27 protein-coding genes are annotated in these 25,302 nt (G+C 62.4%); 14 read left to right on the forward strand and 13 right to left on the reverse strand.

What is annotated here, in order from left to right:
* Window positions 1–111: 111 nt before the first annotated feature.
* The 3 genes from KHO33_RS20770 to KHO33_RS20780 all read right to left on the reverse strand — a co-directional run bounded on the left by KHO33_RS20770 (window position 112) and on the right by KHO33_RS20780 (window position 1,718).
* Complete coding sequence (locus KHO33_RS20770; RefSeq protein WP_200565918.1) at window positions 112–891, reverse strand: DeoR/GlpR family DNA-binding transcription regulator; 780 nt, start codon at window positions 889–891, stop codon at window positions 112–114.
* 114 nt (window positions 892–1,005) lie between these two features.
* Window positions 1,006–1,407, reverse strand: coding sequence for a type II toxin-antitoxin system MqsA family antitoxin (locus KHO33_RS20775; RefSeq protein WP_200565919.1), 402 nt, complete (start codon window positions 1,405–1,407; stop codon window positions 1,006–1,008).
* Window positions 1,408–1,409: 2 nt separating this feature from the next.
* A complete protein-coding gene (locus tag KHO33_RS20780) occupies window positions 1,410–1,718 on the reverse strand; it encodes a type II toxin-antitoxin system MqsR family toxin (protein WP_054036375.1) in 309 nt (102 codons plus the stop codon).
* Between the two features lie 153 nt (window positions 1,719–1,871).
* Between KHO33_RS20780 and KHO33_RS20785 the strand changes: the two genes are divergently transcribed.
* Window positions 1,872–4,376 carry a GcvT family protein gene (locus tag KHO33_RS20785; protein WP_200565920.1) on the forward strand — a complete coding sequence of 835 codons (2,505 nt, stop codon included), beginning with the start codon at window positions 1,872–1,874 and terminating at the stop codon, window positions 4,374–4,376.
* Here KHO33_RS20785 and KHO33_RS20790 read toward each other — a convergent pair.
* The 3 genes from KHO33_RS20790 to KHO33_RS20800 form a co-directional block, all read right to left on the reverse strand.
* The gene (locus KHO33_RS20790; RefSeq protein WP_200565921.1) at window positions 4,373–4,912 is read right to left on the reverse strand and encodes a cytochrome b; all 540 of its coding nucleotides are present in this window, start codon (window positions 4,910–4,912) and stop codon (window positions 4,373–4,375) included. The genes KHO33_RS20785 and KHO33_RS20790 overlap by 4 nt on opposite strands.
* Entirely contained in the window at window positions 4,909–6,000 is a 1,092-nt protein-coding gene (locus KHO33_RS20795; protein ID WP_200565922.1) for a catalase family peroxidase, read from the reverse strand. The genes KHO33_RS20790 and KHO33_RS20795 overlap by 4 nt, the downstream gene beginning before the upstream one ends.
* Window positions 6,001–6,114: 114 nt before the next feature.
* On the reverse strand, window positions 6,115–6,384 hold the full coding sequence (locus KHO33_RS20800; RefSeq protein WP_054036532.1) for a DUF4148 domain-containing protein: 270 nt from the start codon (window positions 6,382–6,384) through the stop codon (window positions 6,115–6,117).
* Between the two features lie 167 nt (window positions 6,385–6,551).
* On the opposite strand from KHO33_RS20800, the gene KHO33_RS20805 reads away from it, so the two are divergent.
* The 3 genes from KHO33_RS20805 to KHO33_RS20815 all read left to right on the forward strand — a co-directional run bounded on the left by KHO33_RS20805 (window position 6,552) and on the right by KHO33_RS20815 (window position 8,763).
* On the forward strand, window positions 6,552–7,277 hold the full coding sequence (locus tag KHO33_RS20805; RefSeq protein WP_200565923.1) for an anti-sigma factor family protein: 726 nt from the start codon (window positions 6,552–6,554) through the stop codon (window positions 7,275–7,277).
* A 143-nt stretch (window positions 7,278–7,420) separates the two neighbouring features.
* Complete coding sequence (locus KHO33_RS20810; RefSeq protein ID WP_054036380.1) at window positions 7,421–7,939, forward strand: sigma-70 family RNA polymerase sigma factor; 519 nt, start codon at window positions 7,421–7,423, stop codon at window positions 7,937–7,939.
* A complete protein-coding gene (locus tag KHO33_RS20815; protein WP_200565924.1) occupies window positions 7,936–8,763 on the forward strand; it encodes an anti-sigma factor family protein in 828 nt (275 codons plus the stop codon). Before KHO33_RS20810 ends, KHO33_RS20815 begins: the two co-directional genes overlap by 4 nt.
* A 28-nt stretch (window positions 8,764–8,791) precedes the next feature.
* Here the strand turns inward: KHO33_RS20815 and KHO33_RS20820 are convergent, their stop codons facing one another.
* The 3 genes from KHO33_RS20820 to KHO33_RS20830 form a co-directional block, all read right to left on the reverse strand.
* Window positions 8,792–9,850, reverse strand: coding sequence for a lipase secretion chaperone (locus KHO33_RS20820; protein ID WP_200565925.1), 1,059 nt, complete (start codon window positions 9,848–9,850; stop codon window positions 8,792–8,794).
* A gap of 4 nt (window positions 9,851–9,854) precedes the next feature.
* Entirely contained in the window at window positions 9,855–10,949 is a 1,095-nt protein-coding gene (locus KHO33_RS20825) for a triacylglycerol lipase (RefSeq protein WP_200565926.1), read from the reverse strand.
* 105 nt (window positions 10,950–11,054) lie between these two features.
* Window positions 11,055–11,990, reverse strand: coding sequence for an AraC family transcriptional regulator (locus tag KHO33_RS20830; RefSeq protein WP_200565927.1), 936 nt, complete (start codon window positions 11,988–11,990; stop codon window positions 11,055–11,057).
* Between the two features lie 207 nt (window positions 11,991–12,197).
* Between KHO33_RS20830 and KHO33_RS20835 the strand changes: the two genes are divergently transcribed.
* Window positions 12,198–13,136, forward strand: a complete 939-nt coding sequence (locus KHO33_RS20835; protein WP_200565928.1) for an NmrA family NAD(P)-binding protein — start codon at window positions 12,198–12,200, stop codon at window positions 13,134–13,136.
* A 26-nt stretch (window positions 13,137–13,162) separates the two neighbouring features.
* Window positions 13,163–13,363 (forward strand): hypothetical protein, encoded by a 201-nt coding sequence (locus KHO33_RS20840; RefSeq protein ID WP_200565929.1) that lies wholly within the window; start codon window positions 13,163–13,165, stop codon window positions 13,361–13,363.
* 155 nt (window positions 13,364–13,518) lie between these two features.
* Here the strand turns inward: KHO33_RS20840 and ribA are convergent, their stop codons facing one another.
* Window positions 13,519–14,169: a GTP cyclohydrolase II gene (gene ribA / locus KHO33_RS20845; RefSeq protein WP_200566013.1), complete on the reverse strand. Its 651-nt coding sequence runs from the start codon at window positions 14,167–14,169 to the stop codon at window positions 13,519–13,521.
* Window positions 14,170–14,436: 267 nt separating this feature from the next.
* Here ribA and KHO33_RS20850 point away from each other — a divergent pair, with 267 nt between their 5' ends.
* Entirely contained in the window at window positions 14,437–14,880 is a 444-nt protein-coding gene (locus KHO33_RS20850; protein WP_054036399.1) for a CBS domain-containing protein, read from the forward strand.
* A 322-nt stretch (window positions 14,881–15,202) separates the two neighbouring features.
* Here the strand turns inward: KHO33_RS20850 and KHO33_RS20855 are convergent, their stop codons facing one another.
* Together KHO33_RS20855 and KHO33_RS20860 are read right to left on the reverse strand one after the other, a co-directional pair.
* Window positions 15,203–15,547, reverse strand: coding sequence for a DUF4148 domain-containing protein (locus KHO33_RS20855; RefSeq protein WP_200565930.1), 345 nt, complete (start codon window positions 15,545–15,547; stop codon window positions 15,203–15,205).
* A 271-nt stretch (window positions 15,548–15,818) separates the two neighbouring features.
* Window positions 15,819–16,466 (reverse strand): DNA-3-methyladenine glycosylase, encoded by a 648-nt coding sequence (locus KHO33_RS20860; RefSeq protein WP_054036403.1) that lies wholly within the window; start codon window positions 16,464–16,466, stop codon window positions 15,819–15,821.
* 394 nt (window positions 16,467–16,860) lie between these two features.
* Between KHO33_RS20860 and KHO33_RS20865 the strand changes: the two genes are divergently transcribed.
* Complete coding sequence (locus KHO33_RS20865; RefSeq protein ID WP_054036405.1) at window positions 16,861–17,226, forward strand: BON domain-containing protein; 366 nt, start codon at window positions 16,861–16,863, stop codon at window positions 17,224–17,226.
* 424 nt (window positions 17,227–17,650) lie between these two features.
* Window positions 17,651–18,733, forward strand: a complete 1,083-nt coding sequence (locus KHO33_RS20870; protein ID WP_200565931.1) for a calcium:proton antiporter — start codon at window positions 17,651–17,653, stop codon at window positions 18,731–18,733.
* Window positions 18,734–18,780: 47 nt separating this feature from the next.
* Here KHO33_RS20870 and KHO33_RS20875 read toward each other — a convergent pair whose 3' ends face one another.
* A complete protein-coding gene (locus KHO33_RS20875; protein WP_200565932.1) occupies window positions 18,781–19,674 on the reverse strand; it encodes a LysR substrate-binding domain-containing protein in 894 nt (297 codons plus the stop codon).
* 564 nt (window positions 19,675–20,238) lie between these two features.
* Between KHO33_RS20875 and KHO33_RS20880 the strand changes: the two genes are divergently transcribed.
* The 5 genes from KHO33_RS20880 (at window position 20,239) to KHO33_RS20900 (ending at window position 25,235) form a co-directional block, all read left to right on the forward strand.
* Window positions 20,239–21,333, forward strand: a complete 1,095-nt coding sequence (locus KHO33_RS20880) for an ABC transporter substrate-binding protein (RefSeq protein ID WP_200565933.1) — start codon at window positions 20,239–20,241, stop codon at window positions 21,331–21,333.
* Window positions 21,330–22,313, forward strand: coding sequence for an ABC transporter permease (locus tag KHO33_RS20885; protein WP_200565934.1), 984 nt, complete (start codon window positions 21,330–21,332; stop codon window positions 22,311–22,313). Before KHO33_RS20880 ends, KHO33_RS20885 begins: the two co-directional genes overlap by 4 nt.
* Complete coding sequence (locus KHO33_RS20890; protein ID WP_054036412.1) at window positions 22,310–23,197, forward strand: ABC transporter permease; 888 nt, start codon at window positions 22,310–22,312, stop codon at window positions 23,195–23,197. Before KHO33_RS20885 ends, KHO33_RS20890 begins: the two co-directional genes overlap by 4 nt.
* A 49-nt stretch (window positions 23,198–23,246) precedes the next feature.
* Window positions 23,247–24,320, forward strand: coding sequence for an ABC transporter ATP-binding protein (locus KHO33_RS20895; RefSeq protein ID WP_200565935.1), 1,074 nt, complete (start codon window positions 23,247–23,249; stop codon window positions 24,318–24,320).
* A gap of 90 nt (window positions 24,321–24,410) precedes the next feature.
* Window positions 24,411–25,235, forward strand: coding sequence for a transporter substrate-binding domain-containing protein (locus KHO33_RS20900; protein WP_054036414.1), 825 nt, complete (start codon window positions 24,411–24,413; stop codon window positions 25,233–25,235).
* Window positions 25,236–25,302 lie beyond the last annotated feature (67 nt).

A 25,302-nucleotide genomic window follows, 5' to 3' on the forward strand; every position in this document is an offset into this window, starting at 1 on the left:
TTTCAGCCCGGCATAGATTGCCCGTGGTAACCGGCCATTTTACGCGTCGGACGAAATTAGCTGTGGAGACGGCTTTCAAGGCAGTGCAAGGGACGGATGGCCTGGCTTCGCTCAGAGTGCGGGGTCGCTGGATGCCCCGACGCTCACTTCCAGTCCCGCTGCCGCGAACACCTGAGCGAGCGCAGGCGTTGGCGCCTCATCGGTGACCAGCAGATCGACCGCGTCCGGGCCGAAAGCGTGTACCAGCGCGCTGTGGCCGAACTTCGCGTGATCCGCCGCGACCACGCGCCGCTCGGCCTGCGCAAAGGCGGCGAGCGAAAACGCGACGTCGGCGGGCAGTGCGTCCATGAAACGGCCCTGCAGGTCGATCGCGGTGACCGACACGATTGCGTAGCGCACATGGAACTGGCGCAGGAAGACAAGCACGCTGTCGCCGACTGCAGCGGAGTCGTCAGCACGCAGTTCGCCACCCGCGATGAACACCCGGTTGCCGTTGCGCGGCGCCAGCACGCGGGCGACTTCGATGGAATTGGTCACGACCGTGAGGCGCGAGCGCGCGGCGAGCGCTTGAGCAATGTGCAGGCAGGTCGTGCCGCCCTCGAGGATCAGCGAGTCGCCGTCCCGCACGAGTTCGCTGATGCGCGCGCCAATCACCTGCTTGCCCTCGCGGCTTGCCACCATGCGCCGCTGGAACGGCGGCTCGTCGAGCCGCTCGGGCAGCATGATGCCGCCATGGACCTTGATGAGCAGGCCATCCGCGATCAACGGCTTGATATTGCGGCGGATGGTCTCGTCGGAAACCTCGAAGCGGCCGGCGAGATCGGTGATCGTGCAGGTACGCTGCTCGCGGACGAGTCGCAGGATTTCGGCTTGGCGTTGGGTGGAGAACATAGGATCGAGACCGGGAGACGGTGCTCAGTCTAGCAAACACCTCACAGTTCTCCAAGAAATCTCAACGCATTCCCATATAAATCCACAATCGGCACGCTAAACCCGCCCTGAAGCTCAACCAGCCCTTACTTCCGCCAGCAACTCGGGATGCCGATCCAGTACTCGCAGCAGTTTAATTAGCGCGAGCGGCGGCCTGGTTTTGCCATTCTCGTACCGCGAAAAAGCGTTCACGCCGCCGCCGAAAATTTCCGCCGCTTCGCGCTGGTCCAGCTCAAGCTTCTTGCGGACGGCGGCAATGAATGCGGGATCCACTTGCGATGCATTCACCTCCTTCTTGAAGGCCAGCATCATTTGACCCGTGCGGGTCGCCTCGTCCATGTCGAGCACAGCCTCTTCACATGCCGGGCAATAGTCGCCGGTGACGGCCTCGAAGACGGCCGTCTCTCCCTTGTAGACATAGCGCATATTGCGCGTGTCGCGCACCAGTTCGGCCGCTCCGCAGTTCGGGCACTTCATGCTCACCACTCCTTGAATGACACGACGAGGACGTCATCGACCACCGTCAATTTCAAATAGACCATGCCTGCTTCAGTCATGGCGCAGTAGACGTCCTGCCAGACCCGATGGTCCGCGTACGTAGTCATGCTTTTTCTGAAAGCACGCCGATCGAGGGACATCACCGTTTCGACAATCGCCGCAGGCCCGAAGCCGAGTGCCGCAGCCCCGATCACGGCCGATTTCGTGATTCTGATCTTCCCTGCACTCGCCAAGCCCTGGACATCGGCCAACTTGCAGTGAGGCGTATTTTTTCCACTCTTGCCTCCGATTGATATTAACCTACTTGGTTATAAAAAGGTAGGGCGGCCGTCTGTTACTGACGTATCCGCGACATCCTTTGATCCCACATCAACCAAATCGATCGTTGCTTTTTGCCAAATTTTGTTGCAATCTACGCGCGTCAATTCAACTTATTTCCACATATGTCCACATCTATCCCCACCCACACCCGTGTCGTCATCATCGGAGGCGGCATCATCGGTTGCTCGGTCGCCTATCACCTGACCAAACTGGGTTGGACCGATGTGGTTCTGCTCGAACAGGGTCAGTTGTCGTGTGGCACGACCTGGCACGCGGCCGGCCTCGTCGGCCAACTGCGCGCGCAGGAAAGCATGACCAAACTGATCCGTTACTCGACCGCCCTCTACGCCGAACTCGAAGCCGACACCGGCCTCGCGACCGGCTGGAAGCAATGCGGCTCGCTCTCGGTGGCCCGCACGGCCGAGCGGATGACGCAGCTCAAGCGCACCGCCGCCGTCGCGCGCGCCTACGGCGTGGCGTGCGACGTGATCAGCCCGCACGAAGCCGGCGATCTATGGCCGGTGATACGTACCGACGATCTGCTCGGCGCCGTCTGGCTGCCGGGGGATGGCAAAGCGAATCCCACGGATCTGACCCAGGCCCTCGCCCGCGGCGCCCGCACGCGTGGCGCACGCATTGTCGAGAACACCCGGGTCACAGCGATTCACACGCGCACCGCACTCGAAGACAAGGCCAACGGCACAACAGGCACACGCGAAGTCAGTGGCCTCGCGTGGCGTAACAAGGACGGCGAAGAAGGCACGATCGGCGCGGACATCGTCGTGAATTGCGCGGGCCAATGGGCCAAAGCGGTGGGCCGCCTGTGCGGCGTGACCGTGCCGCTGCACTCGGCCGAGCACTACTACATCGTTACCGAACGCATTGCCGGCGTGCATCCGGACCTGCCGGTGATGCGCGATCCGGATGGCTTCATCTACTTCAAGGAGGAAGTGGGCGGTCTCGTGATGGGCGGCTTCGAACCGAACGCGAAACCGTGGGGCATGAACGGCATCCCGGACAACTTCGAATTCCAGTTGCTGCCCGACGACTGGGATCAGTTCGAAATCCTGATGGAAAATGCGCTGCAGCGCGTGCCCGCGCTCGAAACGGCGCAGGTAAAGCAGTTCTATAACGGCCCGGAATCGTTCACGCCGGACAACAACTTCATGCTCGGCGAAGCGCCAGAATTGCGGCGCTTTTTCATCGGCGCGGGTTTCAATTCGATGGGGATCGCATCGGCGGGCGGTGCGGGCATGGCGCTCGCCGAATGGATCGTCGCGGGCGAACCGACGATGGACCTTTGGCCGGTCGACATTCGCCGCTTTGCGCGTTTTAACGGCAACGACACCTGGCTGCATGATCGCGTGAAGGAAACGCTCGGCCTGCACTATGCGATGCCGTGGCCGAATCGCGAACTCGACAGCGCGCGGCCGTTCCGCCGCTCACCGCTGTATTCGTTGCTGCGCGATGACGGCGCCTGCTTCGGCAGCAAAATGGGCTGGGAGCGCGCCAACTTTTTCGCGCCGACACCCGCCGAAGCACAGATCGATTACGCGTTCGGCCAGCAGAACTGGCTGCCGTGGAGCGGCGCCGAACATCGTGCATGTCGCGAAGGCGTCGCGCTCTTCGACATGACGTCGTTCTCCAAATTTCTCGTCAAAGGACGCGATGCGGAAAGCGTGCTGCAAGGGATTGTCGCCAACGATGTGGCTGTGCCACCCGGCACCACGGTCTACACCGGCATGCTCAACGAGCGCGGCACTTACGAATCGGATTTCACGCTCACGCGCCTCGCCGACGATCAATATCTGCTGGTCACCGGCACCGCGCAAACCACGCGCGATTTCGACACCATCGAAAAAGCGATTCCGCACGACAAACACTGCACGCTGGTCGACGTCACAGGCCAGTACGCCGTGCTCGCCGTAATGGGCCCACGTTCACGCGAGTTGCTGCAAAGCGTGTCGAAGGCGGACTGGAGCAATGAGGCGTTCGCGTTCGGCCAGAGCCGCGAGGTCGATCTCGGCTACGCGACGCTGCGCGCCACCCGCCTCACCTACGTCGGCGAACTCGGTTGGGAACTGTACGTCCCGGTCGAGTTCGCAGTCAGCGTGTACGAAACCTTGCAACAGGCAGGCAAGACCTTCGGTCTCGTCAACGCGGGCTACTACGCAATCGACTCTTTGCGCATAGAGAAAGGCTACCGCGCGTGGGGTCGCGAACTGACGCCGGATACGAATCCGTTCGAAGCGGGGCTCTCGTTCGCCTGCAAGCTCGACAAGGACATCCCGTTCCGCGGCCGCGACGGGTTGCTGAAATTGCGCGCCGAGCCGCTGCGCCGCCGCATGGTGGTGCTTACCGCCGACGGCGCCGCCGATCGCATGCTGTGGGGCGGCGAAGCCATTCTGCGTGACGGCAAACCTGTCGGCTTCGTCAGTTCGGCAGCGTTTGGGCACACGCTCGGCTGTCCGGTAGCCATGGGCTATATCAACAATCCGGATGGCGTCGCCGATGCCGCGTATCTGAACAGCGGTCAATACATGATCGACGTTGCCGGCGATCTGCTGCCGGCGACCGTCCATCTAAAGGCGCCTTACGATCCGCGCTCGGAACGGGTGAAGGGCTAACGCCCGCCGCGCGCCATACTCGAAAACACCCCATCGCGGCGGATCAAACCATGAAACGACGCCGCCGCGAGATGCAAAAGCACCGTGGCGAACAGCGCGAATGCCAGCCATGTATGCAAGGCACGCAGTAGGGCGAACAGTTCGGTGTTATGCGGCGCGATCGGCGGCAAATGCAGGGGACCGTATAGCGTGATCGGATATCCCGCCGCGGATAGCATCCCCCAGCCGATCAGCGGCATCGCGATCATCAGCGCATAGAGGATGAGATGCGACAGCCTCGCGGCAATACGCTGCGGCGCTGGCATGTAGGCCGGCAATGGCGGACTGCCACGCCGGATACGCACGCTTACGCGCAGTATCACCAACAGCAGCAGCGCTATCCCAAGCGGCTTGTGAATCGCGATCAGCGTGTTATGCGCACTCGATACGGTCGCAACCATCCCCACGCCGATAAACAGCATCGCGATAATCAGCGGCGCCATCGTCCAATGGATGAGTCGCGCGAGCGGACTGAAATGGCTACGCGTCTGTGTCATGAACGCTCTCCGTTCGACTTCGTTTGATGAACTTCGGGGTGCAACGATTCTTCGCGCGTGCGGCGTTTATACGACAGCGCGTACGCAGCCGAGCGCGCGGCGAGCAACGGATCGTTGGAAGGCCGGATACCGGCCGGCAAGATGGTCGGGTCAAAATTGACATCGCGACAGGCACCGTCTTCCTGCGACGTCGTGTGATCGATCACCAGCGTGCCGGCATCGATGTGCTGACGATCGTCGGGCCATTGCATCGTCGCGTCGTCGATGGGATCGCCGGGCTGCGCGACTGTCAGGATCAGATGCCAGCGCAACGGTCCATTTTGCAGACGCTGATCGAGGTCGGCTTCGAGGAAATTCTTCTCTTCCTTTTGTGCATCGGTGATCGGCGCATACGGCGTTTCAGGCTCCATGGCCCAACGCACAGCGCGAGTATTGCCCGCGCTGTCGGTGAACTGGAATGCGTTGATGCTGTAGTACGCGGCGTTCGCCAGACTCGACGATGGCGGATGCGCTTTCACCCATGCCTGAAACGGCTTAGTCTCCGGATTCGCGGCATAAAACGCCTTCAGCTTTACGGGGTCCGGTTTGCCGGTCGCGGCATCGGGTTTCGCCGCAACCAGTTGCTGATAGAACTGCTCGGGCGTATGAACCGCGAATACGGGTGTCGAATTCATCCCCGTGCGCCACTGCTCGCCATTCTGCAACTGGAACAGCAACGCCATGCTGCGCACCGGTGAGCTCGTGTCGGGCGCGGACGGATTGCCGCCGGGAACCGCGAAGCGGCCGATAACAGGCGTGCGGCCCGGCGCGAATACCGCGGCGTGTGAAAGCACCGAACCGTCGCCGCTACTGTCGAAATAGCCCGCTACACATAAGCCCTTCGCGTGGTTGCGGCGATAGCCGGGATGCGGATGGCCGGCCACCGCTTCGAACGTGTTGATGATTCGCGGCGCAGTGAGCCGCGCGGGTGTCAGCCAGCCCGCCGTGTAGGCAAAGCCGCCGGCAAGAAGCGCGACGACCGCGCCAATCGCGGCGAGCCGGCATGGCACGCATGGAGGCGCAGCGTTGGGAACGGATGGTTTTGTCACGACGACTCCTTGACTCTCGGATAGATGCACTCATCGGCAAACACCGAATTCGGCGATCTATTCCATTCGACATCCGGCGCGTCCGTTCCGTGTGCGCGCCGGCTATCGATACCATCAATTGACGCTGCCTGATGTCGCGGCGCCGCTCGCGACGTGGTTCGCGGCGGCCGCCTTGGCGGCGAGTGCTTCCTTGTTGTGCGCAACCTGCTGTGCAAAGATGGGATTCACATCCGGATACGATGTATCAGTGACGTAGTTGAGTCCGTTCTGTTGGGCTTCGATCAACTCCTGGTACACCTGAGCACGTGTCTTGCCTTCTGCAAAAACGCTCGACGAAGCGGCGAGAACGGCGAGGGACAATGCGGCAAAAGCGATCTTCTTCATGATGAACTCCAAAGAGTTTTATGCGGGTTTGCATGAGGGATAACCACGGGTTCGCGGCTTTTATTCCTGCCTTGGCGCTTCGTCAAAAACAAACTTCGAAGGTGGAATAAACTCACGCTTGCGTGTGTTCGCCACTCGATAGCTGAAATCCGACGAATGCCGACACCATGACCTCAACCGCCCCTCCCTCTGATTCGCCGCTTTCCGAAGCCGACATTCAGGCCTACGCCGATGGCACGCTGACGCCGGAACGCGCTGCGTTTCTGCAGGAATATCTGGGCAAGGATCCGGCGGAAGCACGTCGCGTGGCGTTCTACGGCAGGCTCAACACGCAGATGCAGCAGGCCTTCCAAACAACTGACGAACCTGTTTCGACCCGTGCTGAAGGTTGGCGCGGCGTACTCGAGCGGCTGAAGGCCGCGAAACGCCCGGGTAAGATGGTGAGCGTTCTCGGGGCACTCGTTCTGACGCTGGTCGCCGCGAGTGGCTGGCTCGCCGCCACCCAGGTCTCCCGCCAGGCACTCAACAATGCGGCCGTGATGGCGTTGGCGGAAACCGCCGCCGTACAGTACTCCGCGGCCTCACCGACGCGAACCGACGTATCCGCGCCCAACCTCGCGTCGATCGGTTTACGCCTGGTTGATCAAAGGGTCCTATCGCTAGGTCCCTTCCAACGCGCAGGCGAATTCATCTATCTGAACGGCGACAACCGCCCCGTCGTGCTGATTTCCACGCTGGCACTGCTGGCGCCGGCCCAGCCGCAGTGGGCCGCCCAGCGCATCGGCGAGATCCGCCTGCTGACCTGGACGGCGCAGTGGCAGCGCTTCGTGGTGGCCGGCGACGCCCGCACCCACGGCCTGATGCGCGCCGCCGACGTGATGACGATGCGCTAAGCCCTTTCCAGTTTTTTTCGCAACGCGACAAACACAACGGAATAAAATTCGCCCACGCGTGTTTGCACCTCGAATACGCGTGGTGGTTCAATCGACGGCCGCCCACCCGGCGCCTACGAGAAGCCCCACGATTGGGATAGAAAATGGATGTCCGTGACGAGTTGATGGAGCATGTGCCGCGCTTGCGGCGCTATGCGCGAGCGCTGATCAACAATCGCGATCTCGCCGACGACCTGGTGCAGGACACGCTCGAACGCGCGCTCGGCCGGACCGGCATGTTCCAGCCCGGCACGGATCTGCGTGCGTGGCTATTCACGATCATGCATAACGTGTTCGCCAATCAGGCGCGCAAGGCTTCGGCGCGCGCGGTTCACGTGGCGGTCGACGACGACAGCGTCCACGAAAGCGAATTTGCCGTGCCGTCCGATCAGACCCGTTCGCTGGAAATGCGCGACCTCGACTATGCATTGCAGCGTCTGCCGATGGAGCAGCGCGAAGTCGTGCTGCTGGTCGGTCTCGAGGAAATGAGCTACGCCGACGTGGCGCTGGCGCTGAACATTCCGATCGGCACGGTGATGTCGCGCCTTTCGCGTGGGCGCGAGCGGCTTCGGGCATTGATGGCGGGCACGCAGCCCGGTGCAAAATTACAGGTGGTGCGATGAGCGACCAACACACGCCGATCGGCGAAGAAGATCTGCACGCGTACGTGGACGGCACGCTGTCCGACGAACGACGCGTTGAGGTGGAGCGCGCGCTCGAACAGAACCCCGAGTTGGCCACACGCGTCAGCGATTATTTCTCGCTGAACAACATGTTTCATGAACGCTATGACCGCGTGCTGAGCGAGCCGGTGCCCAAACGTCTGCAAACACCTCTGGCCAGCGGGCGCCGCTGGCGCATAGCCGCCAACTGGCCGCAGTTCGCCGGGATGGCGGCAGCGCTGGTGTTGGGCGTGGGCATTGGCGTCGGCACGCATATGGGGCAGGACGTCGTGGTGCCGGTCGCCAGTCACTCCGACACGCGCCCGGTCAGTGCGGACAGTTCGGAAATGTTTGCGCGGCAGGCTGCAGTGGCGCATGTGGTCTATATGCCCGCCGTCGACCGTCCAGCCGAAATGACTGCGGATCACGAACAGGATTTCGTGCAGTGGCTGTCCAACCGGCTCGGCACCAACGTGCATCCGCCGATGCTGTCGAAGAGCGGTTTCAACCTCTCGGGCGGGCGCCTGTTGCCGGGCGCCGATGGCCCAACCGCGCAGTTCATGTATCGCGGGCCGAATGGCGAACGCGTGACGCTGTGTATTTCGCACCGTCAGGTGAACTCGAATACCACCGCGTTCAAGCTGTATCAGGACGGACCGGTGAACGTGTTCTACTGGGTCGACGGCGACTTTGGCTATGCGGTGTCAGGCGGGATCGATCGCAAGGTGCTGTTGCAACTGTCGCATGACGTGTACTCGCAATTGACGGGCGTCGCGCCGGGTTGAGATGCTGCATCAGATCGCGATAGCGGGTTCAGTTTGCCGAACCGCTACCGCGATCGAGCGACGCCGCGCGCATCGCGTCGCTCGGATTGGTGAAGAACTGCTGACGCAACTGCGCAATCTGCGCGTCGCGTTGCTGAGGCGGCAAGCCCTGTTTGTCGATCTGCGCGCGCTGGCTTGAATAGTCCGCATAGCGGGCTTGCCAGACGTCGTCAGCCTGCTGCATCTGCACGACGCGTTGCGCCGCTTCGGGTCCAAGTGTCTGCGTGATCTGCGCACGCATCGTATCGAGCGAACCGCCCTGCTTTTGCGCCTGACTGATCGCGTCGAGTGCGGCCTGCTGCTGGCGCGCCCTTTCGTGGGCTGCGCGTGTTTCCGGCGGCAATGTCGCGTCCAGTGCGGCGAGACGTGCCGTTTTTTGCGCCGCGCTCAACGAGCCATCTGACGCGATACGCAGACGTGCCAAATCCGTATGTTGCTGCTGCGATTCGGCGCCGAAGAACGGCTCGTTCCATTCACCCATCAAACGAGTGCCTAAGCCGTCGTGCTGGTCGAGCGAGAGTTGCAGCGCGTCGAGGTCCAGCTTTGCGCTGCTCTGGCTTTGGATCGGCGAGGTTTGTGGCAACTGGTCGAGCGCCGCTCGATACGCGTTGTAGCGCTGCCAGACGGTCACCGCTTCGTCGGCGGCCGGCGTGCCGTCGAGTTGCGCGGCGATCTGGCGACGCACCAAAGCATCGAGCGTCGCGGGAGAGATTTCGTTTTGCGCCGTCAGGAAGTAATCGAAGAAATCGCGGACCGCACGCGTGTGCGCGAGGTGGCCGCGGCCATCGGTTGGCAGATGCGGTGGCGACGAACCGTCGAGCGAAGCGGGCAATGCGCCGGCCGTCGACGTGCCGGCCACCATGTCCTTGCCCGAAACAAGCGTGGTTTGCGCAGAACTCGCTGCATTCACCGCGTGCAGCGCTGACGCATCATGCGCGGACGGCGGGCGGTTCAGCCACAATGCCGCGCCCGCCGACACCGCACCCACCGCCACGAAAACCAGCCACTGACTCCGCGCGCTGCCCCGCTGCCGATCCAATCGCCGCATCCGGTCACACGCCTTGCGTCTTCAGGCGGTTCGCCTGCGCGCGAATCACTGCCACCGGATCGGCCGCATTCGCGCCGCGCACGCCGAGCAACTGGTTGATCTCGTCGAGATGGTTCCACTTGTAGCTCGTGCCGAGCACCTTGCCGTAGAGCGCGCTGCACACCGAGACGAGTCCGTCGTTCTGTCCCGACTGACGGCTCAGCATGATCGTGCCGGTGCCGTACAGGACGAGTGTCGAAGGATCCAGGAGGTTGGCGGAATCGATTGGCGCGACGCTGGTGTCGGTAGCGCCGGGGATGCCCAGCACGGACGTCGGCTGAATCGCGCTGCCCGCCCACGAGTACAGCAGATGCGTGTTGCCGTTGACGGTTTCAGTCGCGGCGCCCGTTTGGCAGGAGCCTGGCGCACCGAGGCCGGCGCTCGGATAGCGCAAGTTGTAGGCCGCGGCGTTAGCCGTGGTCAGGGTTTGCAGCGCCGCTACCGCGTTCTGATTCGTGTTGTGATTACTACTCGTCAGGATGCCGAATATATTCGCAAACGCGCCGATGATCGGTGTCGAAAGACCGGTCGGATCTTTTTGCAATGCGTCCTGCACGAAGTCGGCGAACTCCGATCCGCGATGCGGCGTACCGATCGTGGTGACCGAAGCGACGAGTTCCGGCGCTACAGCCGCAACGTAGCGCGAGGTCAAGCCGCCCTGGCTGTGGCCGATCAGGTTCACCTTCTGCGCGCCGGTCGCGGCCAGGACCTGCTTAACGTAGGCGAGTAATTGTTCACCGCGGCCATTCGGCCCGTCATCGCTCTGAAAGCCCGACAGGTTCGCCACATACACGCTTGCACCGTGCTGCTGGAGGTCCGACTGAATGCCGTACCAGTAGTCGAGCACGCCGAGATATTTGTCGGTCCCGGTGAGGCCATGGACGAGGATGATCGGATAGCGGGTTGCCGCATAATCGTCGGCGCTGGTGGTCGACGTCGCGGCGACTGCGCGATCGATGGCAACCGGTGTAGCGATGGTGAGAAGCACAGCGAGCGGCGCATTGGCGACAGCGGCCGCAATCGCCCAGGCGACGATGCGAGAACCCTTCGATTTCGACATGTGACGGCCTCCGGTTGCGAAGTCCGCGTATTTAGCTATACAAATCGATCGAGGGCAATAGAGCCGGTCCTCCAAACTGCTTATGCTGCAGTGCGGTTTTAAGGTCTATCGCGGCGTTGCAATGCGACGGGCATTGAAGGTATCGAACTCAACAATGCTGCCTGGATTCGCGCTTGACTTGACCAACTCTCGCGGCGTAACGCCCAACAACCGCCCCATCCAATGCGCCATATGGCTCTGATGCGCAAAGCCCGTTTCCAGCGCGATCTGACTCGCGCTCAACCTGCCTTGAAGCAATAGCGCTCTCGCCCGCTCCACGCGCCGCTGCACGACATACTGATGCACCGGCATACCGAGCGTTTCGCGAAACAGCACCTTGAAATGCGGAACACTCAGCTCAGCGTGCACGGCGAGTTCGCCAAGCGTGAGGCGCTGATCGAGATGCGCTTCGATAAACTCGATCACGCGAGCGGCAGTCTTTGGCGCAAGCGTACGACGCTTGTTCTCGAGTTTGTCGAGCACCGGCGCGCTGCCGATCAGCCGCACCACCATCGCCGTACACAGGCTTTCGGCGTACAGCGGATCGGATGCATCGTCCGCTTCGAGTTCCGCGCGCAACGCCCAGGCCAGATGCTGAAAACGCGGGTCGCGCATCTGGAACTGCGGACGAAGCCGCGCTTCGCTCGTCTTCAATTCGAGTTGTTCGACAGTCCTCTGCGCGAAGTCTTCGCCAATCCACACACTGAAAATCGTGCAGGCGGCCTCATCAGTCCACTGTCCGTCGACGCCTGCGGGAATCACATCCGCATCGCCATGCGCCTGAATCCGCGAAAAGCGGCGCTCATTGCACATGCAGCGCGCCTTGACCGGCGCCCCGACATGCACACCCACGCGATGATATTTGAGCGCCGGAATCCGGTGCAGCCCGGCCGACACGTTGACCAGTTCAGCGCCGAAGCCCTGCCAGCCGAGCGTCTTGCTTGAGAGAAGCGCGATGCGGGAGCCACTGTGCGGCTGCGGTATCGGTGTCACGGCGTTCATTGCTTTTCCTCGTGGATGGCGGCAAACGTGTGTGCATTGTGCTGCGTTTTTCGCTCCTTCGCTTGACTCGCACCGCCTCAACACACGTGCTGCGCCGCCACAAGGAAAAACAATCATCCGAATCTGCGCATGACGATCCGTGCCCGCGCGTTTCTCCGTCGCCGGCTCCCTAAGATGACCGCATACCGACTCAGGAAGGAGCTCAACGTGTTCGTGATCTTTGGAGCAGCAGGCAATGTGGGCAGAGTGAGCGCGGCGGCGTTGCGCCGGGCGGGCCGCGAAGTGCGCGCGGTTGTGCGCGATGCCAGGCAAGGGGATGTACTAGCGAAAATCGGCTGTGAAATCGCCATCGCCGATCTGCTCGACGCAGCTTCGGTCGCGCGCGCTATCGAGGGAGCATCCGCGGTACAGATACTGTGCCCAGTGCCGCACGCAGACACCGATCCCGCCACCACGATGCGGCGCATGATCGACGTGAGCGCGGACGCATTGCGCGCCAACCCGCCGCAACGTGTGCTCGCGCTGTCCGACTACGGCGCGGAACACGCGAGCGGCACCGGCATCACGACGCTGTTTCACATCCTCGAAACGCAACTCGCGCCCATTGACTCGCAGTTGACGTTTCTGCGCGCAGCCGAACACATGCACAACTGGGCGCGCGTGCTGCCGATCGCGCTCGCGAGAGGCGTGCTGCCGAGTCTGCATCATCCGTTGAGCAAGCTGTTTCCGACGGTCGCCGCACAGGATGTCGGACTGCTGGCCGCTGAACTACTGCTCGACGACAGACCGGCGAAGGTATCGCCACGGGTGGTGAGTATTGAAGGTGAAACGCGCGTCAGCGCGTTAGACGTCGCACGCACGCTCGGTGCATTGGCGCACCGTCAGATCACGGCCTACGAAGCGCCACGCGGCGAATGGGCCGCCATGCTCCATGGCGCGGGACTCGGCGAGAACCACGCACGTCTCATCACGGATCTGTACGACGCGCACAACGCTGGCCGCATCGACGTCGAAACGGAGATCAGCGAGCGGCGCTTCGGCGCGACCTCGCTAGAGGGCGTGTTTGCGTCGATCCTGGCGCGTGTCACTGAAACTTCGGCTGAAACTTCAGCTGCAAAAGCAAGTGCAAACGCAAATGCGCGCTAAGCGGCACTCGTATCAGGAGAAATGAAATGCATACCTGCCCTTTGCTGCGCGCATCGATGGAATCGCGCAAGATCGTGGCGCATCGAATCTCTCGAACGCGCGCGACCACGAGCGCCCGCTACTGGACGGCGATCCGGGCAAGTCTTGCGGGACTGACAGGCTGGCGAGCACTTCGGGACGTGCTCAACGCAATCCCGAATAGCAACGACGACTTTGGCTTGTTCTGATTCGCCGCAGCCCAAACTCCACTCGGCTCGATACACCGTAGACACGCCGCAGATGCGTCGTCACCGCATCAAACGCCGCACTACATTGACGAAACCGACGCCGCAACGCCGGCCACCGTTTGCAAACGGTGGCCGGCTTGGCTTGCATGCGTCGATTATTCGTTCTCGTCGAAGTAGTGCCCAAACTTCAACTGTTTGGTACGGATATAGCGCTCGTTTTCCTCGCGCATCGGAATCGCCAGCGCGACGCGCTCGCATACCGGAATGCCATGCTTCGACAGCGTGTCGAATTTTTCCGGATTGTTGCTCATCAGGCGCACCGAGGTGACCCTGAGCGTGCGCAGAATGCCCGCCGCGGAATCGTATTCGCGCGAGTCGTCGGGCAAGCCGAGATCGAGATTGGCCTCGACGGTGTCGCGGCCCTGCTCCTGCAACGCATACGCGCGAATCTTGTTCGACAGGCCAATGCCGCGCCCTTCGTGGCCGCGCAGATACAGCAGCACGCCGCAGCCTTCAGCCGCGATGTAGCGCAGCGCCAGATCGAGTTGTTCGCCGCAATCGCAGCGGTACGAGCCGAGCACGTCGCCCGTCAGGCACTCGGAGTGCAGGCGCGTCAATACGGACGACTGGTTTGCGACGTCGCCCATCACGAGCGCGAGATGTTCGGCGCCGCTATCGGCCACGCGAAACACGTAGGAAGTAAACGTGCCGTAGCGCGTGGGGAGCGTGGCGGTAGCGTCGAGGACGACGCACTCGCCGCTGGGTGCGCCGTCTGTTGCTTGCGACGGATCGTGAGACGTGAGCATGGCGTTGGACAATGGTGCTGACATGAACCCGCAAAATTGGGATGCGGTATGGACCGGCAGTTTACCGCTAATCGGCACGCCGCGCCCGGATGCCCGCGCGCCGCGTACGAAACCGGCGCGCGTCACATGGCTACCTGAGTTGAACGCGCCGCGCGCCACAGGTATTCCCGAGGTCCTTCCGCCGCGCGCCGCGCCTATACTGGAATAGCCTGTCCCTCACGACAGCGCGCCGCATCGGCGTGCTGCACTGCGAAACGGAGTTGCTCCATGACAAGCGTTGCACAGCTTCTTAAAACTAAACCGAACAACACCACCGTCTTCACCGTCGGGGCCGACGATTCCGTCTACGACGCGATCAAGCTGATGGCTGAAAAAGGTATCGGCGCACTAGTCGTGACGGACGGCGACAGCATCGCCGGGATCGTTACGGAGCGGGACTATGCGCGCAAGGTGGTCCTGATGGACCGTTCGTCGAAGGCTACGCCGGTGCGCGACATCATGAGCAAAGCCGTGCGCTTTGTCCGCCCCGACCAGACCACCGATGATTGCATGGCCTTAATGACCGAACGGCGCATGCGCCACTTGCCGGTCATCGAAAACGATCGCCTGGTCGGCATGGTGTCGATCGGTGACCTGGTGAAGAACATCATCGCCGAGCAGCAATTCACCATTCAGCAACTCGAGTTCTATATCCACGGCGAACGCCCCTGAGATTCGCGGCATATCGCAGGCCGCGCCACTCGCCGGGCGCAGCGCACCGCCGAACGGGGCGCAAAAAAAGCCCAATCCTTGAAAAAGGTTGGGCGAAGCTACCTTGCGGCAGCGGAGGTTCCTGAATTGTGGACCGCGAGAATGCACGCCGCATAAAGCGCGCATGTGCCTCGCCACATCACATTGCTGATTGGCTGCTAAACGCGGAACGTGCGCTCAGCGGATTCACGCACGCCCCGCTTCGATCAGATCAACTGCCGGCCGGACCAGCCGGCCGCCAAACTTAGTTGCCAAACCTGGTTGCCAAACTTGGTTGCCAAACTTAATTACCAAAATAAACCGACTTCGGGCCGGACATCGGTTGCAAGACGCCACCCGCTTGCGACGAACCGCTTACCGCGCCACCGTAACCACTCGTATCGGCGACGGGTTCCTGCGTCTGCGCGACTGCCGGATTTTGCGCCTGCACACGGCTTTCGGCGGCTTGAGCGTCGCCCGGATAGTTCGTGTCGTTGCTGGCGGCCGGGTTGTAGCCCGCTTGTTCAAGCTGGATCAACTGACTGCGGACTTCCGCGCGGGTCGCGGGCTGGTCGCTCGATTGAGCGAACGAAGCAACTGGGGCGGCGAGAACGGCTGCAATGGCGATTGCCTTGATGAGCGATTTCATGACTAAACCTCCAGATCTGTTTTTTAGCTTCGCTTGCCACACCATGTGAGAAGCGAGTGATTTCAGTCTAGTCACCCAATCATCGCGGGAAAACCCTTAATTGCGAGATAGATAATTGTTAAAAACGCAAGAGTGTGGCGAAACTTACCGCCAAACTCGATTGAAGGCTTCGTTTTACCGTAATAATTGTCGGGATCGTAACCTTTCTGTCTGATGGTTCGAAAATGCGTCCCCACCGAGCGTGTTTTGCCGCTTTGCCTGACGCAAATTGTCAGTTTGGCGTACTCGTCAACGCCTCGGCATGCGGCGGCAGCAGCAATTTTCGCGGTCCGCTGACGAACGCGCTGCCGGGTTCGAAAAACCGTAACGGCCGATGCATCTCACGCGACAAGCCGATGCGCGTCGTCACGCCGATCGGCACATCGCCCGTCTCGATCACGCCAATCCACAGGCCATGCCCACTGCAAAGATCGCGGCCGTCAAACGACTGGTCGATACCCAAGGCCGTGGTGAGCCGGCCAGGACCGCGCGCGAGATCGCGCAACGGCACGCCAGCCCGCCGCGCCTCCATCAGCGGCAAGCCTTCCAGCGGCTCGATCGCGCGAATCAGAATGCCGGCACCGACCTCTTCCGCTTCCGCCGACATGTTCAGCATGTACGACAGCCCATACGTAAGCCGGATATACGCGTGGCCGGGGGCGAGAAACATCGAGCCGTTATATGGGCGGCGGCCCGCAAACGCGTGGCTGGTTGAATCCCCGAGCGGATACGCCTCAGTTTCGACAATACGGCCGCTGATACGGCCTTCGGGAAGATCCTGCACCAGATATTTGCCGATCATGAACCGGGCCAGCGCAACGGTATCGAGCGGTAAATCGTCACGAAGCAATGGGAGGATGGGTAGAGGCTGATTCGGCATGCGGTTCGGACGAGTCGTTGAGCGCAAAGCGCAGGGTTCGATAGATGCGCGGTCTACCCATGCAGCGGGCACGCCAACGGGCGTGCAACCCGCGCCGCATCAAGCGGTGAACCGCCATCGGCCTGCCTTCATCGGCCCATTCGTTGTACCAAAACCTCATTTCCTGGCACCGACGCATTCACCATGGCACTAATTGGAGTATCGTGTGTTTCCGGCTTGCAGGACAGCCTTTGCCGGCATGCGTGTGCTTAGGCGCGCCTGATCCGCTTACAGATGGCAAGAAGTCGCACGACCGCAGCAACGTTCCATTCAGATTTGATCCCGAAGTACCCGCTGGTGCAGTACACCGGCCCATCCCCGGGCCGTCGTATTCATGACAATAGGAGAGAGTTGAATGAAAGCATTCCAGGCAATCAAGATGGTCGGCGGTGCGCTGATCGTTCTGGCGTCCATCAATGCGTACGCGCAAAGCAGCGACGCTGCAGCCCCGGCGGCTCCCATGGCGGCTTCGTCCGCACCTAGCGCCAAGTCGGTCAAGGCCGCCAACCGCGCATTGGGACGTAAAGTGCGCAGCGCGCTGTCGAAGACCAAGGGCCTGAGCGTGACCAACATCACCGTGCGCGCTCGTGGCGGCGCAGTGACGCTGGCCGGCACAGTGCCTGAGCAGCCGCAAGTCGACCTGGCAACCCAGGCCGCGCAAGGCGTGCCGGGTGTGACGTCGGTCAAGAACGCACTGACGATCCGTCCGGTCGGACAGTAATCCGCTTCAGGCAGTCGTCGCGCTACATCCGGACGCAACGCTTCATCACGAAGCGGCGCGTCCGGACCGAAACATCCGGATTCTTTCCTTGAAGCTGCCAACCTGGCAGTGGCGGTCTGATGAAGTGTCACCCATCGAAACCGCGCCGCATTTTCCGCGCATTCCCGCGCGACTCAATCCTTCAGGTGCAGATGAGCCGCAGGTTGCCTTGCCGCCTTCGCCACTGCGTCGGCACGATCCGTCGTACGGGCTGACAAAGCCTCGTCCGCCGAAAATTATCCTTTATAATTTAATGCGTTAGGGCGCATTGTTGACAGGATGGTTTAGGTCTTGCGCCCGCTCCAAGGTCTCATCGGCGCCCGTCCGCGCACGCCGCGCCCGTCCAAGACACACCACAAGAACACGCAATGAAAGGAAGCCCTGAATGACCACGCCCGCGACCGTTTTGCCCCGCTGGACCATTGCCGCGCCCTTTGTTGCCTGGATCGTGCTGGGCGTCGCGTATGCCTTGCCGGGCAACGGGCTGCTACTCGCGCTGATCGGGGTCGCGCTGTGCGCCGCCGTGTTCACAGCGGTGCACCATGCGGAAGTCGTCGCGCATCGCGTCGGCGAGCCGTTCGGCACCCTGGTGCTGGCGGTGGCCGTCACGGTGATCGAGGTCGCGCTGATCGTTTCGGTTATGTTGACGTCCGGGCCGGAAAAGGCCGGTCTCGCGCGCGACACCGTATTCGCCGCGGTGATGATCGTCTGCAATGGGATCGTAGGCATCTGCCTGCTGGTGGGCGGTATCCGGCATCGCGAGCAGGACTTTCAGAGTCGCGGCGCTGCGGCCGCGCTGGCGGTGCTCGCGTCGTTGTCCGTGTTGACCATGGTCATGCCGAACTACACAACGACCAGCGCCGGCCCGGTATTGTCGTCGTCGCAACTGGCGTTCGCAGGAGTGTCGTCGCTGGTGCTGTATGGGGTGTTCGTGTTCGTCCAGACCGTGCGGCATCGCGACTACTTTCTTGCCGACGTTCCCGACGAGGACGTCCATGCCGCCCCGCCAAGTACCGGTGTCGCGCTGGCAGCCGGCGGCTTGCTGGTGGTGTGCCTGGTCGCCGTCGTGTTGCTGGCGAAAGTGCTCTCGCCAGTGGTTGAAACCGCGGTGAAGAATGCGGGCGCGCCGCCGGCGGTGGTCGGCATTATCATTGCCGCGCTGGTGCTGTTGCCGGAAGGGCTCGCCGCCGTACGCGCGGCGCGCGCCGATCGCTTGCAGAACAGCCTGAATCTCGCACTCGGCTCGGCGCTGGCCAGCATCGGGTTGACCATCCCAACGGTCGCCGTGGTGTTCTTGTGGACCGCTCAGCCGCTCATCCTCGGTATCGACGGCAAGGAAACCGTGCTGCTGGTGCTCACTTTGATCGTCGGCACCCTGACGCTCAGTTCCGGACGCACGACGATCCTGCAAGGCGCCGTGCATCTGTCGCTGTTCGCGGCGTATCTGTTTCTGTCCTTCGCGCCCTGACGATAAGGCTCGGGGCCGCGCTCCACGCAAACAACCGGCCCCTCTCCTTACTCCTCCCAATGCTCCGCAATCCAGTCGCGGAACAGATTCAGCTTCTGCTGATGCGCGACTGAATCCGGATACACGAAGTAATACCGCCAGCCGGTCTTGAGCACCGTATCGAACGGCCGCACGAGACGCTTGGCCGCGACATCTTCGTCGATCAAGGCGAGATCGCTGATGGCGACACCGAAACCCTGCAAAGCGGCGTTGGTCGCCATATCGAGCGTGTCGAAGCTCGGGCCGTGTTCAGCGTCAATCGCCGGCGCATTCGCGGCATCCACATCGGTCACCTTGGCGAGCCACATCTTCCAGTCGCGGTGGTCGCGCGTTGGATGCAGCAGCGTGTGGCGCGCCAGATCCGCCACCTCGTCCAACGGTTTGTCTTTCAGCAGATCCGGCGCACACACCGGCGTCAGACGCTCCTCGAATAAGGGCACCGCCTGCACATCCGCGCCCGGTGACGAGCCATAGATGATCGCTGCATCGAACGGCTCGAGCTGGAAGTCGACGTCGTGCTGCCAGGTGGTGGTGATCTGAACGTGCAGCTCGGGATACTCGGCCTGGAAGCGCATGATCTTCGGCAACATCCAGCGCATGACGCAGGTCGGCACTTTCAGCGCGAGATCGGTGCGTTGACGCGTGAGGCGCAGCGATATCTCCTCGATACGCGCGAAGCTCTCCTTGACTGCCGGCAGCAGCAGTTCGCCTTCGGCGGTCAGCGTCAGGCCTTTCGCATGGCGCTTGAAGAGCGGAAACTTGTAGTAGTCCTCGAGCGCGATGATTTGTCGGCTTACCGCGCCTTGTGTCAGGCATAGGTGGTCAGCGGCGCGCGTGAAGCTGCGATGCCGCGCGACGGTTTCGAAAATCTGCAGCGCGTTGAGCGGCGGGAGACGTCGCATCTGGATGAGTCCGGTCAGGGATCAGGAAAAGTCATTGCGCGGGCGGCCGGCGTTGCGTGCCGTCGCGCCCCTTGAACCAACAGGATACGCGATAAGAATATTTTTCACGGGTTGCGCGCGAGCAAATATGCATGCATTTCGCTCATGACGTGGCTGTCAATTCCGCCCTGGGCGCGCCGGCTTGCACCGACTGAGGGCAGACCCTGCCGGACACCGCACCAGAACCGAGCTTTCCTCATACCTCCCTGCGACCCGCGCGCGCGAAAAAATCATGGACGTTAACCCCGATACGCCACTGGATTGGCGTTCCCACGGACTACGGCAAAGCCGCCGCTAGCGTCGCGCGACAGCCGGCCCATGAGATTCCGTCATGCGCTCCATGCGCATATTTCGTTTGTTGAGGGATTTTGGCAAACCTAGAGTGCATCAACACGCAACGCACCCGGTAACGCGTGAGGTTGGGTAGTTGGAGTTGAGTACAGCAAGCAGCGCAAATGGGCGATGCAGCGGCAGCGGTCAGAGCGAAACTCACCAGGCAACAGGCGTTCAACACAGGAGACCGCCATGCAAGAGATCAAACGGGGTAGAAGGCAGGCCATCAAGGCAATCGGCGCAGCACTCGCGGCGTCCAGTTTGCCGATGCCGTTCATCAATCTGCGGGCACAGGAGCACAACTTCTCCGGCAAGACACTGCGCTTGCTGACCTGGTCGGACGACACCGGCGCCGCCGCCTTGCGCAACATCGCCGCCACGTTCACGGCGAAGACCGGCGCCAAGGTCATCGCCGACCGCGCCGACGGCACCTCCGGCATGGTCGCCAAGGTCAAGGCCGCGGGTGACCGGCCGACTTACGACGTCATCACGCTGGCGGGCGTCGGCGCGGCGGGTCTCGGCGACGCGGGTCTGCTGATGAAGCCCGATCTCGACAAGCTGCCGAACCTGAAGGAGGTTGCGCCGCAATACCGCACGGGCGCGAATGGCTTCGGCGTGGGTTATCTGCTGTGGTCGGACGGGTTGATCTACAACACGTCGACGGTCAAGACGGCGCCGTCTTCGTACGAAGCACTGTGGGACCCGAAGTACGCCGGACGCCTCTTCCTGCCGCCGCCCGAGTGGGCCGAAGCGGTGGACCTCGCGATCATCGCCGCGAAAATGAACGGCGGCTCGCAGCAGAACATCGAGCCGGGCTTCAAGAAGCTGATGGAACTGAAAGATCACGTGATGACGCTCGGCGAAAACCCGAACCAGGTGGCCGATCTGTTCCGCACCGGCTCGCTCGATATCGGCGGCATCTATTCGCCGGCCTTTTTCCCGGACCAGATCCGCAAGCCCGAGTACAAGATGGGCGTGACCTACGGCATGAAGGAAGGCTTCGCCACGCAGCTGATGTTCACGGTGATCCCGAAGTCGCATCCCGCCGACAGCGATCTGATCCACGCCTTCATCAACCATTCGCTCGACGCCGGCGTGCAAGGCCGCATGGCTGCCGACGTGCTGAACGGACCGGTCAATTCGAAGGCGGTGATTCCGGCCGAGAGCCGCGCGTTCGTGCCGAGCCCGAAGCAGATCGCCGAGAAAGCCATCCTGCATGACGACAAGGCGCTCGCCGTCGTGCAGCCGGCGTGGATCAAGCGCTACACCGAAATTTTCTCGGCATGACCGCGATGCTCGCGCGTTTTTCGCGGCGTGCCTCGTCGGCGTCGGACGCTGCGTCCGGTGATGCGTCGGGCGCGGCTTCCGGTTCGCCCGGCGCCGCTTCCCGCGCACCGGACGAGCAGGCGTCCTCGGCGCTCGCGAAAGCGCGCCCCTGGATTCTGCTCGCGCCAATCCTGCTGTTTCTCGCCATTCTCGGCGCGGCAGCGCTCGTCGTGCTGCGCATGAGCTTCGGTACGCAAGGCAACGAATGGCGCGGCTTCACGCTGCAGAACTATGCCGATCTCATCGACGGTTATTTCCTGAAGTCGCTGTGGCTCACGTTGAGGCTCGCTTTTCAAAGTATGGTCTGCGCCGTGCTTCTGGCGATTCCTGTTGCGTTGGCAATGGCGCGCACCAAGTCGCGGCTCGCGCGGCGGCTGTTGCTTGCAGGCGTGCTTCTACCCTTGCTCGTCAATCTGCTGCTGCAAGGCTATGGCTGGCTGATCATTCTCGGCCCGGCCGGTCTGCTCAATCACGCGCTGCTCGGCAGCGGCCTCGTCGACCGCCCGGTGATGTGGCTGTATCGCGAACACGGCGTGTTGCTCGGTCTGATTCAGACGGCGTTTCCTCTGGCCGTGCTGCCGTTGTCGAGCGCAATGCGCGCGGTTTCGAGCTCGTATGACGAAGCCGCGGCCACGCTCGGCGCGACGCGTTGGCAAACGCTGCGTCATGTGTTGCTGCCGCTCGCCATGCCGGGCCTTGTGTCGGGCGCGTTGCTCGTGTTCGCCTACAACGCCAGTGCATTCGCCGTGCCCCTGCTGCTAGGCGGACGCCGCGTGCCGATGCTCGCCGTGCTGGTCCACGACCAGGTCGCGCCCTTGCTGAACTGGCCCGCCGCTTCGGCATCGGGCGTCGTATTGATGGTCGCGACACTTACCGTGATGGCACTGTCGCAGCGCCTCGTGCGCCGCACACAACGTCTCGCCGAGGAGCCTCACGCATGAGCACGCCGATCCAGACTCCCCTGACGCGCCCTCCGCGTTCACCGCGCCTGCCGCGTTTGCCGACCACCATGCCCGGCCAGCTCGGCAAAGCCACCGCGCTGCTCGCCGCGATCGTGCTGTTTCTCGCCGCGCTGCCGATCCTGACGATGATCACGATGTCGTTCAGCGCCGCCGACACGCTCGAATTCCCGCCGCACGCTTACGGCCTCCATTGGTACCGCGCGGCGTGGCACAGCTTCGTCTCGCCGGACGCGAGCGACTCGCTCTCGATGGGCGCCGCGCTCAGCACGAGCCTGATCGTCGCGCTTTCGACGATGGTGATCGCCACGCTCGTCTCGGTGCCCGCCGCTTACGCACTGAGCCGCTACCGTTTTCGCGGCAAGCCCGCGGTCGAACAACTCGTGGCGTTGCCGCTCGTCTATCCGCTGGTGATGCTCGGCTTGTCGCTCTTGCTAGTGTTCAACGTGCTGCCGATCGAACTCGGCGTATTCCGTCTGATCATCGCGCACGTGATTCTGGCGCTGCCGTTCACCGTGAAAAATTGCGCGGCGTCGGTGGCCTCGATCGGCCCGGAGTTCGAGGAAGCCGCCTGCGTGATGGGCGCGAGCCCGAGCCGCGCGCTGATCGATGTGATCCTGCCGCTGATGCGCCCCGGCATTCTCGCCGGCATGCTGTTCGCGTTCATCGTCTCGTTCAACGAATTCACGGTGACCTTCTTCCTGTACGGCATCGACACGATGACGCTGCCGGTGTGGCTCTACAGCCGCACGGTGTCGTCGCTCGATCCGACCGTGTTCTGTTTCGCCGTATTCATCGTCGCGATCGACTTCGCGCTGATCTGGCTGCTCGAAAAGCTGATCGGCGACGAAGGGGTGGCGCTTTGACCGCCCTTTCGATTCGCGCTGCGCTGACGCCTTTTTGCTGGAGCATTCGATGACCCATCTGACCTTGCAGGCCGTGACCAAGCGTTTCAACGCGGCCTATGCCGTCGACAGCGTCGATCTGAGCGTGCCCGACGGCAAGCTGGTGTGCTTTCTCGGGCCGTCCGGCTGCGGCAAGACCACGCTCCTGCGGATGATCGCCGGGCTGGAAACGCCGAGCTCGGGCAGCATCAATTTTGCCGGCCGCGACATCACGCATCTGCCTGCGAACCAGCGCGACTTCGGCATGGTGTTCCAGTCGCTCGCACTGTTTCCGCATATGACGGTGGCGCAGAACGTCGCGTATCCGCTCAAGCTGCGCAAGACCGCGAAAGATGCGCAAGCGCGCCGCGTCACCGAATTGCTGGAGCTGATCCAGTTGCCGCACATGGCGAACCGGCCGGTCACGCAACTCTCCGGCGGCCAGCGCCAACGCGTGGCGATTGCGCGTGCGATCGCCTCGCAGCCGAAACTGCTGCTGCTCGACGAACCGCTCTCCGCGCTCGATGCGAAGCTGCGCGAAGCGATGCAGGTCGAGATTCGCCTGCTGCAACAGCGTCTCGGCATCACGACGATCATGGTCACGCACGACCAGCGTGAAGCGATGACGATGGCCGACGAGATCGTGGTGATGGAAAAAGGCCGGATCGCCCAGGTCGGCAAGCCGCTTGATATTTATCGCGATCCGGTCAGCGAATTCGTCGCCGACTTCATCGGCCTCGGCAACATCCTGCCGGTCAGCTACGACGGCGCGGGCAGCGTCAGCCTGCCTGGCGGAAGACGCATTGCGGTTGTTCAACCGGCACGGATGCCGGAATCCAGCAGCGATATCCGTCTGCTGATCCGGCCGGAAGACGTGTGCGTCAAAACGGCGTCCAGCGATGCCGGGCAGAACCGGCTCGCCGGCACGGTGACTTTTATCCGTGACGTGGGGGCGTCGCTGGAAGCCACGATCGATTGCGCAGGATTCACGCTGACTGCCGCGACCACGCCGCGCGAAACGCCGGGCCTCACGCTCGGCATGCCGGTGTTCGCGGAATTGCCACCGCACGCGTGCAAACTGATCGCCGCCCGTGCGGCGCACTGAAACGTGCCGCTGAAGCAAGGCATCGAAACGCGTCGCTGAAGCGTTCACTGAAACCCATTCCAATACCGAGTTTTCGACAGAGGAAAGACCATGAATCAGCCCCAAGTTGCTCAATCGAACGCACGCCGCGTCTTCGCCACCCTCGCCGCGACGCTCGCCTTCACCGGCCTCGGCGCACTGTGCGCCTTTTCGTCGGCCGCACATGCGGACGCGCTCGACAACATCGCCAAGTCCGGCACGGTACGCATCGGCGTATTCGAGGACTATCCGCCGTTCGGTTCGATCGGCCCGGACATGAAACCGATGGGCTACGACATCGACGTCGCCAACCTGATCGGCAAGTCGCTCAATGCGAAGGTCGAACTCGTGCAGGTGACCGGTGACAACCGCATGGCCTACCTCGCCGACCACAAGGCTGACATGCTGCTTTCAGTCGGCCAGACGCCGGAACGCGAAAAGGTGATCGACTTCTCGCAGCCTTACGCGCCCTACTACCTCGCCGTCTTCGGCCCGAAAACGCTGCCCGTGAAGAACGCCGCCGACCTCGCCGGCAAGTCGATTTCGGTTGCGCGCGGCACGCTGGAAGACCTGAGCGTGACCAAAATCGCGCCGCCCAGCGCGAACATCAAAAGATTCGACGATCCTAACGGCGCAATTTCGGCGTTTCTTTCTGGTCAGGTACAGTTGATGGTAGTCGGCAACGACGTCGGCGCAACCATTCTCGCGCGTCATCCGGCGAACGATCCGGAGCAGAAGTTCTCGCTATTCAGCTCGCCGGATCACGTCGGTTTGAACAAGAACGAGCCGCGTCTGAAGCAGAAAGTCGACGAAACGATTGCCAAGGCCCGCAAGGACGGCACCATGAACGCGATTTCGCAGAAATGGCTGCGTGCGCCGCTGCCGGCCGACCTCTGAACCTTTATTGCGCGGACCGGCCAGGCCGGCCCGCGCCGGAGTTTGACCACACGATGAGCGCCACGCC

The organism is Paraburkholderia nemoris (assembly GCF_905221015.1).
Lineage (GTDB): Bacteria > Pseudomonadota > Gammaproteobacteria > Burkholderiales > Burkholderiaceae > Paraburkholderia > Paraburkholderia nemoris.

What these genes read in the sequence shown, in the direction of transcription:
- KHO33_RS20875 (WP_200565932.1), bottom strand. Translation starts at nt 19,674, where the DNA reads ATGCGACGTCTCCCGCCGCTCAACGCGCTGCAGATTTTCGAAACCGTC.
- KHO33_RS20800 (WP_054036532.1), bottom strand. Translation starts at nt 6,384, where the DNA reads ATGAAGAAGATCGCTTTTGCCGCATTGTCCCTCGCCGTTCTCGCCGCT.
- KHO33_RS20900 (WP_054036414.1), top strand. Translation starts at nt 24,411, where the DNA reads ATGAATCAGCCCCAAGTTGCTCAATCGAACGCACGCCGCGTCTTCGCC.
- KHO33_RS20825 (WP_200565926.1), bottom strand. Translation starts at nt 10,949, where the DNA reads ATGTCGAAATCGAAGGGTTCTCGCATCGTCGCCTGGGCGATTGCGGCC.
- KHO33_RS20830 (WP_200565927.1), bottom strand. Translation starts at nt 11,990, where the DNA reads ATGAACGCCGTGACACCGATACCGCAGCCGCACAGTGGCTCCCGCATC.
- KHO33_RS20870 (WP_200565931.1), top strand. Translation starts at nt 17,651, where the DNA reads ATGACCACGCCCGCGACCGTTTTGCCCCGCTGGACCATTGCCGCGCCC.
- KHO33_RS20855 (WP_200565930.1), bottom strand. Translation starts at nt 15,547, where the DNA reads ATGAAATCGCTCATCAAGGCAATCGCCATTGCAGCCGTTCTCGCCGCC.
- ribA (WP_200566013.1), bottom strand. Translation starts at nt 14,169, where the DNA reads ATGCTCACGTCTCACGATCCGTCGCAAGCAACAGACGGCGCACCCAGC.
- KHO33_RS20810 (WP_054036380.1), top strand. Translation starts at nt 7,421, where the DNA reads ATGGATGTCCGTGACGAGTTGATGGAGCATGTGCCGCGCTTGCGGCGC.
- KHO33_RS20880 (WP_200565933.1), top strand. Translation starts at nt 20,239, where the DNA reads ATGCAAGAGATCAAACGGGGTAGAAGGCAGGCCATCAAGGCAATCGGC.
- KHO33_RS20865 (WP_054036405.1), top strand. Translation starts at nt 16,861, where the DNA reads ATGAAAGCATTCCAGGCAATCAAGATGGTCGGCGGTGCGCTGATCGTT.
- KHO33_RS20885 (WP_200565934.1), top strand. Translation starts at nt 21,330, where the DNA reads ATGACCGCGATGCTCGCGCGTTTTTCGCGGCGTGCCTCGTCGGCGTCG.
- KHO33_RS20785 (WP_200565920.1), top strand. Translation starts at nt 1,872, where the DNA reads ATGTCCACATCTATCCCCACCCACACCCGTGTCGTCATCATCGGAGGC.
- KHO33_RS20895 (WP_200565935.1), top strand. Translation starts at nt 23,247, where the DNA reads ATGACCCATCTGACCTTGCAGGCCGTGACCAAGCGTTTCAACGCGGCC.
- KHO33_RS20770 (WP_200565918.1), bottom strand. Translation starts at nt 891, where the DNA reads ATGTTCTCCACCCAACGCCAAGCCGAAATCCTGCGACTCGTCCGCGAG.
- KHO33_RS20820 (WP_200565925.1), bottom strand. Translation starts at nt 9,850, where the DNA reads ATGCGGCGATTGGATCGGCAGCGGGGCAGCGCGCGGAGTCAGTGGCTG.
- KHO33_RS20775 (WP_200565919.1), bottom strand. Translation starts at nt 1,407, where the DNA reads ATGAAGTGCCCGAACTGCGGAGCGGCCGAACTGGTGCGCGACACGCGC.
- KHO33_RS20805 (WP_200565923.1), top strand. Translation starts at nt 6,552, where the DNA reads ATGACCTCAACCGCCCCTCCCTCTGATTCGCCGCTTTCCGAAGCCGAC.
- KHO33_RS20815 (WP_200565924.1), top strand. Translation starts at nt 7,936, where the DNA reads ATGAGCGACCAACACACGCCGATCGGCGAAGAAGATCTGCACGCGTAC.
- KHO33_RS20860 (WP_054036403.1), bottom strand. Translation starts at nt 16,466, where the DNA reads ATGCCGAATCAGCCTCTACCCATCCTCCCATTGCTTCGTGACGATTTA.
- KHO33_RS20790 (WP_200565921.1), bottom strand. Translation starts at nt 4,912, where the DNA reads ATGACACAGACGCGTAGCCATTTCAGTCCGCTCGCGCGACTCATCCAT.
- KHO33_RS20850 (WP_054036399.1), top strand. Translation starts at nt 14,437, where the DNA reads ATGACAAGCGTTGCACAGCTTCTTAAAACTAAACCGAACAACACCACC.
- KHO33_RS20890 (WP_054036412.1), top strand. Translation starts at nt 22,310, where the DNA reads ATGAGCACGCCGATCCAGACTCCCCTGACGCGCCCTCCGCGTTCACCG.
- KHO33_RS20840 (WP_200565929.1), top strand. Translation starts at nt 13,163, where the DNA reads ATGCATACCTGCCCTTTGCTGCGCGCATCGATGGAATCGCGCAAGATC.